12 protein-coding genes are annotated in these 8,373 nt (G+C 66.1%); 3 read left to right on the forward strand and 9 right to left on the reverse strand.

The annotated features are described in order from the left end of the window. Nucleotides 1-87: 87 nt before the first annotated feature. Nucleotides 88-225: a hypothetical protein gene (locus H5T60_08290; protein MBC7242428.1), complete on the reverse strand. Its 138-nt coding sequence runs from the start codon at nt 223-225 to the stop codon at nt 88-90. A gap of 75 nt (nt 226-300) precedes the next feature. On the opposite strand from H5T60_08290, the gene H5T60_08295 reads away from it, so the two are divergent. The 3 genes from H5T60_08295 to H5T60_08305 are packed head-to-tail and all read left to right on the forward strand — an operon-like array spanning nt 301 to nt 2,692. Next, nucleotides 301-1,350, forward strand: a complete 1,050-nt coding sequence (locus tag H5T60_08295) for a LysM peptidoglycan-binding domain-containing protein (protein MBC7242429.1) — start codon at nt 301-303, stop codon at nt 1,348-1,350. A 5-nt stretch (nt 1,351-1,355) separates the two neighbouring features. Then, on the forward strand, nt 1,356-2,054 hold the full coding sequence (locus H5T60_08300) for an HAD family hydrolase (protein MBC7242430.1): 699 nt from the start codon (nt 1,356-1,358) through the stop codon (nt 2,052-2,054). Next, a complete protein-coding gene (locus H5T60_08305) occupies nt 2,048-2,692 on the forward strand; it encodes a hypothetical protein (GenBank protein ID MBC7242431.1) in 645 nt (214 codons plus the stop codon). Before H5T60_08300 ends, H5T60_08305 begins: the two co-directional genes overlap by 7 nt. Nucleotides 2,693-2,750: 58 nt before the next feature. On the opposite strand, the gene H5T60_08310 is transcribed toward H5T60_08305, so the two are convergent. From H5T60_08310 to H5T60_08345, 8 genes are all read right to left on the reverse strand, one after another. Then, a complete protein-coding gene (locus tag H5T60_08310; protein MBC7242432.1) occupies nt 2,751-3,461 on the reverse strand; it encodes a CPBP family intramembrane metalloprotease in 711 nt (236 codons plus the stop codon). Nucleotides 3,462-3,468: 7 nt separating this feature from the next. Next, a complete protein-coding gene (locus tag H5T60_08315; protein ID MBC7242433.1) occupies nt 3,469-5,511 on the reverse strand; it encodes an immune inhibitor A in 2,043 nt (680 codons plus the stop codon). 87 nt (nt 5,512-5,598) lie between these two features. After that, a complete protein-coding gene (locus H5T60_08320) occupies nt 5,599-6,369 on the reverse strand; it encodes a class I SAM-dependent methyltransferase (protein MBC7242434.1) in 771 nt (256 codons plus the stop codon). Then, nucleotides 6,366-6,647, reverse strand: a complete 282-nt coding sequence (locus H5T60_08325; GenBank protein MBC7242435.1) for a phosphohydrolase — start codon at nt 6,645-6,647, stop codon at nt 6,366-6,368. The genes H5T60_08320 and H5T60_08325 overlap by 4 nt, the downstream gene beginning before the upstream one ends. Before the next feature lie 39 nt (nt 6,648-6,686). Beyond that, nucleotides 6,687-7,082 (reverse strand): 4Fe-4S binding protein, encoded by a 396-nt coding sequence (locus H5T60_08330; GenBank protein MBC7242436.1) that lies wholly within the window; start codon nt 7,080-7,082, stop codon nt 6,687-6,689. 4 nt (nt 7,083-7,086) lie between these two features. Continuing rightward, on the reverse strand, nt 7,087-7,338 hold the full coding sequence (locus H5T60_08335) for a 4Fe-4S binding protein (protein MBC7242437.1): 252 nt from the start codon (nt 7,336-7,338) through the stop codon (nt 7,087-7,089). Nucleotides 7,339-7,414: 76 nt separating this feature from the next. After that, nucleotides 7,415-8,098 carry a Crp/Fnr family transcriptional regulator gene (locus H5T60_08340; protein MBC7242438.1) on the reverse strand — a complete coding sequence of 228 codons (684 nt, stop codon included), beginning with the start codon at nt 8,096-8,098 and terminating at the stop codon, nt 7,415-7,417. Then, nucleotides 8,095-8,373, reverse strand: a 279-nt coding sequence (locus H5T60_08345; protein MBC7242439.1) for a redoxin domain-containing protein, incomplete at its 5' end; no start/stop codon positions are given. The genes H5T60_08340 and H5T60_08345, both read right to left, overlap by 4 nt.

The raw sequence follows: 8,373 nt of genomic DNA on the forward strand, positions 1-8,373 counted from the left end.
GGGGTTCAAGTGGTCGGAGGTTCAAATCCTCTCGCCCCGACCAGCAGGGCCGGCGAGTGCATCGCCGGCCCTTTGCATTTTCCCCGCTCACAGCCCCCAGCTCAGCCAGACCACCCCTACTGCCAGCGAACAAAGCGTGATGGGGACGCCGGCCCGCAGGTATTCCATGAACTCCAGCCGGATGCCGTGGTTCTTCGCCGTCTCCGCCACGATCAGGTTGGCCACCAAGCAGTACCACCCTCTATCCCCAGGCGGCCCTGCCCCGTCCAAAATGGCCGCATCACCCCATCCTGTGGTATAATGCCGGCCGTGCAGATCGACGCCAACGAGGTGAACATGTCCTGCCGCATCAGTGGAATATCCTGGCTCTTCATCGCCGCCGGCATCGTGCTGTGCGGGCTGTCCTTGAGCGCCTGCCGGCCGGCGGCCACCCTGCCGCCTACCGATACCCCCACCGCGCCGGCCGCCGTGACAGAGCCGGCCGTCACCGCCACGCCCACGCCGGCGCCCCTGACGCCGCTCCCGACCGCCACACCGACCATCACCCCGACGCCGGTCATCTACGTGGTCAAGCCGGGCGATAACCTCATCGCCATCGCCCGCATCTACGGCGTCACCGTGGAGGCTATCCAGGAGGCCAACGGCATCCTGGACCCCCGCCGGCTCCAGATCGGCCAGGAACTCATCATCCCCATGGATGAATCAGCCCTGCGCACGCCGCCGACTCCGACCCCGACGCCCCTCCCCTTCACCATCGCCGGCGTCAATTTCCAGCGCTCCCCTTCCGGCATGCTCTGGTGTTTCGGTGAAGTGGAGAACACCGCCGGCGTGGACCTGGAACAGGTGCAGGTCGGCGTCTCCCTCTTTGACGAGAAGGGCCAGCTCCTGGCGTTCACCACCGCCTTTATCGAGCTGGATGTCCTGCCCCACGGCGCAAAGGCGCCCTTCGCCGCCTCGTTCGATAACCCGCCAGAGCGCTTCGCCACCTATCAGTCAGTGCCCCTGCGCGGCCTGCCTCTCTCGCATCCGGAGACCTATTACCTGGACCTGGAGGTCAGCGACCTGGTCGGCGAGGGTCGCGGCCACGCCAGCTACCACATCGCCGGCCGCGTGCGCAACATTGGCGATGAGACCGCGGCGCGCGTGCGCCTGGTGGTCACGGCATACACCGATGAAGGGAAGGTCGCCGGCGTGCGGAAAGTCGCGCCGGCGCAGGACACCCTGGCCCCCGGACGCTCCAGCGACTTCGAAGTCCATCTGCTTTCCACCGCCGGCAGTGTGGTGACCTACACGGTGCGGGCAGAGGCCCTGCGCCAATCGTCCACGCCCACACCGACCCCCCAGGAGTGAACCGCATGATCCGCGCCGTGCTCCTCGACCTGGACGGCACCCTGTTGGATACCCGTCTCGACCAGTTCATACCGCAGTACATCCGGGCGTTCGCGGCGTTTATGTCCCCCTGGATGCCGGCGGAGGCCTTTCAGGAAGCCCTCATGGCCGGCACGCGCGCCATGGTCGCCAACAACGGCTCGGCCGAGACCAATGCCCAGGTCTTCTGGCGTGTCTTCAACGCCCATTCCCCGCGTTCCGGAGAAGAGCTTGCGCCGGCGGTGGAGCGCTTCTATGCCGAGGAGTATCCCAAACTGGCGCGCTACGTCCGGCCGCGGCCGGCCGCCCGCCCCCTCGTGCAGGAGCTCCTGGCCCGCGGCTGTAAGATCGTGCTGGCCACCAATCCGCTGTTCCCGGATACCGCTATCCGCCAGCGTATGGGCTGGGCCGGCGTCGCCGATTTGCCCTTTGACCTGATCACCACCTACGAGAACATGCATGCCACCAAGCCAAGCCCGGCCTATTACCGCGAGATCGCGAGATCCCTCGGCATTCCGCCGGCCGCCTGTCTGATGGCCGGCGACGACCTGGCGATGGATGGCCCGGCCGTTTCCGCCGGCATGCGCTTCTTCCATATCATCGAGGAGCCGCCCTTCACCCACGAGCGCGGCAGTCTCGACCATTTTTACCAGCTTGTGAAAGAGGGATGGCTGGAGAGATGGTGAGAGGGGGACGAACTGCCTCTCCATCGGACCCAATCCGCCGGCTGATCGCCGACAAAATGGGGATCGAGCGAGGGCTGTGGCATCGCGTGCGGCCGGCATCCCATCCCTTCGACAGCCAGTGGGCGCCGGTGGAGCGCTGGGCGGAATATCTTCGCCGGCTTCCCGCCGGCATGACCGTCTTCCTGGCCGGGCACCGGCACGGCCGTCTGCTGGTCAGCCACCGCACCGCCTACATCCCCGGCCCGATCGAGATCGCCGGCCAGGCCTGCTCCCACGTCTGCCTGTGCGACATCCGCCAACTCGACACACCCTTCGCCGGCATCTGGGTCGTCGCCCAACTGCTCGATCACCTGCTGGGTTGTGACGGGGAGCCGAACGGCCCCTGGCTGTCCGACGGCGGCGGGATCACGCCGGCCCTGCGGGAAGTCGGCCGGCGCGTTCAGGAACTCTATGCCCTCGGCTATGGGATGGACGAGGAAAGCCGGCAGAACCCGCGCCAATACCTGGCCCGCTCCCTGGCCTGGTATGTGACCGACCGGCGCGCCCTGAATGTCGCGGACCCGGCCGTGGAAAGGCTTCTCAAGCATACCCTTATGGACGAGCGCTTCTGGAAGGGAATCCTGGAAGCACGGCGCTGAACCCACCGTCTCGTCCGGTGACGGTCACACCGGGAGGATCGCCTTTCCGTGGGGGAGATCATCCGTTATCCGGATAGTTCTCCAGCCAGACACGCTTTTGGCTGGCGTACCAGACCTGCCCCAGGTTCACCAGATAATGGGCGAGGAAGCACGGCAGGACGCTTTGCCGCCAGAGAAAGAGGCCGGCGAACAGCAGTCCCAGCCCGCCGGCGGCCACCATCCCCAGCCGGCCCTGTGCCAGATGGGTGATCCCGAAGATCGCTGATCCCACCAGCACCGGTATTGCCGCCGGCAGCCAGCGGGAAAATCCCCCCACCCAGATGGCGCGGAAGAGCAGTTCTTCGCTCAATGCAGTCAAGCAGAACGCAAGGGGGACGAACAGCCATTCCCTGCGGGAGCGCGGCAGGATGGCGCGCATCAGCGCCGGCGAGTATATCCCCGGCCCCCATTTCCGCACGCCCGCCCGCACCAGCCAGTTGAGAGGCGCCGGCAGAGCCAGCCCGATGCTTACTCCCAGCGCCACGTCCAGCTTCCAGTCCGTGCTCTGCAGGCCGAAGCGCGCCGGCGGCAGGCCGCTGATGCCCATCAACCCCAGGCACAGCAGGATCAGCATGCCGTAGGCGGCCAACTGGGCCGGATGCACCAGCAGATTGACGTCCAGGCGCCATTGACGAAGCCAGCGTGCGGTGGCCAACGCCAGCGCGCTGATGCCGGCCGTCAGCCCCAGTGAACCTGCGATAAATACGCCGGCCCGCACCCACGTCAGCATAGGCGCCTCACTGTGCCGGCGTCAGGGCATACCAGTACGGCGCCGGCTCGGTGGTCGCCGGCGCCAACGCGCTGACGGCGAGCACCGCCCGGCGCACCTGCCGGCCGAAACCCTCGATGCGAAACGTGCCCCTCTGCGACTCGTCCAGTTCCAGACGCGCCACCGCCGGCACCTCATCCGCCCCCCACGTGATCACCTGCACCAGATACCGTTGGGGGAGCACATTATCGGTACGGATGAAGCCCTGGGGCTCCCAACCGCCATCTCCCCCTTCAAAGTCCTCCGCATAGCCGATCTCCGGGATGCGTACATCGTCCAGGAACAACCCGGGATGGTTGACGGAGTCATCGGTGGTCATCTCAAAGCGGAGCAGGATAACCCGGCCGGCGAAAGGCGTCAAGTCCACCACCTCCTCCACCCAGACGGGCATCGTTCCCCCGCCGCTCGTCCCGGTATAGGCCGGCCCGAAGCTGTTGCCGTGGGGGTTGGTGGTCACGCTGTGCCGGCCGGCCAAAATGTGCCAGCTCCTGCCGCCGTCGGCCGAAACCTCCGCATAGGCATAGTCCCAGTCCGGCTCGATGTCGTACCACAGCCAGGCCTGCAGGGTCGCCGACTGCACGTTTCGCAGGTCGAACTCCCGCGTGAGGCTGGAACTGCTGTCGTCGCCGCGGTTGGACCACCACATCCACCTGCCGCTGTGCGCCGAAAGGGGAGCCAGGAGCGTCTCCGGCACGCCGCGGAAGCTCAGCTCCAGGTCCTCGCCGGCCCCTCCTTCCAGCAGGATGTAATCCACGCCGTAAGGGCGCACCGACCCGTGCCCCTGCGCCGGGTAGGCGTGATGCTGGGCCGCCGGCGCCGGCGCGTCCAGCGCCAGCTCGCGGTACTGGTACATACCCGTGCCGCCGGCGGAATCCAGATAATTGGCCACCGCCCAGTCGGCAAAGAGGCTTTCGAAGCGTTCCGGCTGGCCCAGCTCCATCAGCACCGCATCAAAGGCCGCCGAACCGTTGGCCGGCGAGCCGGCGATGCGCCGGAAGACCTCCGGCCCCAGCCGCTCCAGCGCATACTCCAGGAAGAGGAAGCCGGCGCCGTAGTGCGGGAAGGGGGATTCATCACCTATGGCCCAGGCGGTCAACTGCGTATCGGTGCTCTCCAGATAGGCGCGAATATAATGCGGCACGACGAAGCCATTCAGGTGCTCTGCCAGCACCGAAAGCCCTTCGTTCATCCATGCGTCCTCGTTACGGTCCACATGCCACTGGATCATGTGCTGGAACTCATGGGCCAGCGTGGCGTCGTAGGCGTCGGTGCCCGGCCGGCGGGCGTTCAGGTTGATGAAGAAGATCTCGCGCTCGTTGCTGTACGGGTTGACGGCGCGGGGGAACTCGCTGGGGCTGTAGAAATAGCCGGCCACCCCAGGCACCGCCCCATTAAACACATGGATGCGCGGGTCGCTGTCCACGCCGGGCGTCCATTCGGAGCCGAAGAAGCCCCGGTTGGTGGGATATATCTGGCGGTCAAAGCGCTCCGCGGAGCGCCGCAGGTCATCCTTCGGTACATCAAAGCCGTCCTGCACCCACATGTAGAGGTGGTCGGAGATATAGCGCAGGGTGGCGGTGACGGCGTAATGGGCGCCGGCATCCTCATCCGTGATCCAGAAGGTGTCCCTATCCCCCAGACGGTAGGCCGGCGGGGTCGCGTGCGCGATCGGCGATATCAGGATGCCCGGCCGGGAGAAGCGCTGTGCCAAGGCGATGGGGTCCCGCGCCGGCATCTCCGCCCTCTGCAGTGCCTCGATGGTGGAGAGGGTGGGCGTGGCCGTCGGGCTGGGGATGGGCGTCGGTGTAAGGGTAGGAGCAGGGGTATGGGTGGGGGCGGCCGATGGTGTGGGGGTTGGTGAAGCGGCCGGCGTCGGTGCGGCGGCGGCGATCGGTGTCGCAGTCGGCGCGGCCGGCCCGGCCCGGAAGTGCCCAACCAGCCAGAAGCCGGCCAGCACCAGGCATAGGAAGAGAAGCGTATACACGATACGCCGGCGCGCCAACGGTTTCATACCAGCCCCAGATGGTTATCTCGAAAACGTCGCGGGTGACCGTCAAACCCATTATACCATAAGGGAAAGGGGAGGATGTAACGGGGCTCACCCGCCGGCCCGCCCGACCAGCACCAGGTCGGAGCTGTGCTCGGGGTCGAATGGCTCGCCCTTCATGGAGCCGTAGAGCACGAGGTCAGTGAAACCGGCGTCGGCACACGCCGGCAGGAGCTGGTCGCTGGTCAGGGGGAGGAGGAGGGTGCTTTCCATCTGGCAGGTATCGCCGGCCGGCGAGCGGTGCACCATCACCATGTTGAAGCGCAGGCGGCCGTCCTCCAGAAAATCATAATAGCGGAAGAAGAGCCATTCGTCCTCTCCCGCCGTGTGGACCTGTGGAGGCAAAAAGCGCTCGCGCCGGCGGAGCACCATGTCGAAGTTGCGCTGTTGGAGCAGAAGCATTCCGCCTGACCGCAGGACCGCCCGGAAGTCGCGCAGTACAGCGGTCAAATGGGCCAGGTCGTTCACATGAGGGATGGAGTTGCCCAGACAAAGGAGGGCATCAAAGGGGCCGGCGGTCTTTTCCGCCAGCTCGCCGAAGCCGGCGGCTACAAACTCGGCGTGGACGCCGGCCTGTTCGGCGTTGCGGCGCGCCGCCTCCACCATGGGCTGGCTGAGGTCGGCCCCGACGACGTCAAAGCCGGCCTTCGCCAGGGCAATGGCGTGCTGGCCGGTGCCGCAGGCGGCATCCAGCACCCGGCGCGCACCGGCATCCGCCAGCAGTTTTTCCAGAAAGGGCAGTTCGAAGGCCAGACGCGCCGGCCAATCCACAAAGCGGTCATATACCGCGCTGAGCTGGTCGTACAGGGGGACCCGGCTCATGCCGCTCCCTTGGCCGGCATGGAATCCGCAGTAGGATTCGGCCGCTCCTTGACCAACTGTTGGTACTTCTGGGCGCCGATGCACTGCTCCGCGTATTTGCACCAGTCAATGCAGGAAGCCCCGCGCTCGCGCGCCACGATTCGCCGGCAGGAGGGACAGCGCGCCAGCAGTTCGTCGGACCAGATTTCAATTTCCGCGTGGCAGTAGGGGCACTCGATATATTCCGGCTTCACGTCCTTGAATATATTCGCCCCAGGACACCCCTTGTACAACGCCATGACAAGCTCCTTTCCCGGCACCGCGCCGGCCGCCGGCCCTTATCCGTGAATCAGGATGGGCAGGCAGTGTGTGCACACCCACAGGCTCTGGCCGGCCTTGCGCACCGGCAGAAGCGCCTGTGTCTCCTCGCTGGCCCCACAAATGAAACAGCGCTGAGCGATATATACCCTCCCGCGCTCCTCCATGCGCTGATGCGCGGCCTCCTCGTCGAAGGCCGGCGCCTCGCGCACCTCGATGGACAGCGCGCCGGTCGGGCACACCGAAAGGCAGAAGCCGGCGCCGTCGCACAGCTCCTCCCGCACCACGCGCGCCTTCCCGTTCACCAGCTCAATGGCGCCCTCGGCGCAGGGGGTGACGCACAGTCCACAGCCGTTACACAGGCTTTCGTCAATGCGCACAATCTGCCGCTTCGTGCGGGCGTGTATATGTTCCATAACGTTATGGCTCCTCAGTGATAGTCTGCATGGATTCCCGGCCGCGGGCCGCCGGCGCGATGACTACCTCGAAGTACAGCGAAACCGCTCCCTCCGGGCAGACGTTCTCGCACACGCCGCAGTAGGTGCACTGCTCGCCGGCGCTGAAGTGCACGCGCCCTTCCACAATGCTCACCGCATGCGACGGACAGCGCTCCACACACTCCCCACAGCCCGTGCAAATATTCTCGTCAACGACTGGTAATACGATCGGCACCCGGTTCATGGGCATCCCTGTGTCACTCTTTGGTGAATATTGTACCTTTGCTTCATGAGAAATGCTGTGACTTTGGTCACATCGCGCAGGCGATCCGTTCCAGTCCCTCGGGGTCGAGGATGATGATGCGGTGCCGCTCGACCCGTATCAGCCCCTGTTCCTCGAAGCGCTTCAGGGTGCGGCTGACGACCTCCCGCACGGTGCCCAGCCGGCTGGCCAGCTCCTGTTGGGTAAAGCGTGGTGCCGGCCCCTGGGGCTCGCCGGCCATCTCCAGTAGCAGGCGCGCCAGGCGCTCCGCCACCGTGCGCAAGGAGAGGTCTTCGACCAGCGCGGTGAAGCGGCGCAGGCGCGCCGCGAAATCTACCAGCACCGCCTCCGTCAGGGGCGGGTAGGCTCGCAGAAGGTGCCAGAAATCCTCCCGATGGAGCACATAGAGGATCACGCTCGTGCGGGCGATGGCGGTGGAGGGGGTAGGCCGGCCGTCTATCACCGCTACCAGATTGAACACATGGCCGGGGAAGAGGTCCATCAGGGCCTGCTCCCGGCCGTCGGGGGAAAAGCGCGAGATGCGCACCTGGCCGTGCGCGATGAAGTACACGGCCGCCGGCGGGTCCCCCTGCATGACGATCATGCTGTCGCGGGCGTAGCGCCGCACGACGATGCAGTCCGCCACCCGCTGGCGTGCCCGTTCGTCCAGGCCGGCGAAATAGGGGTGCCGGGCCAAGAACTGGAGTATCTCTTCTCTGCCCGTACCGGTCATTGCCCCGGGGCGTCCCCTTTCTTCTCCGCTGAGGCTTCGGCGTTCAGCGCCTCCAACAGGGCGAGGATCTGTTCGTTCGGCGGGATGTCCTTCATGGAATCGCCGAAATGCTGAAAGCGGATCCTGCCCTGTTTGTCCACCAACAGGGTCGCCGGCATCCGGCCAAGGCCGGTCAGCTTGATCTGCTGGCGGTACAGCTTCGCCACGCGATGGGTCGGGTCGGCCAGGCCGGGGAACGGGATGTGCTCCGCCTCCCAGTAGCGCCGAAAGGCATC

It is taken from the genome of Anaerolineae bacterium, assembly GCA_014360855.1.
Taxonomy (GTDB): domain Bacteria; phylum Chloroflexota; class Anaerolineae; order JACIWP01; family JACIWP01; genus JACIWP01.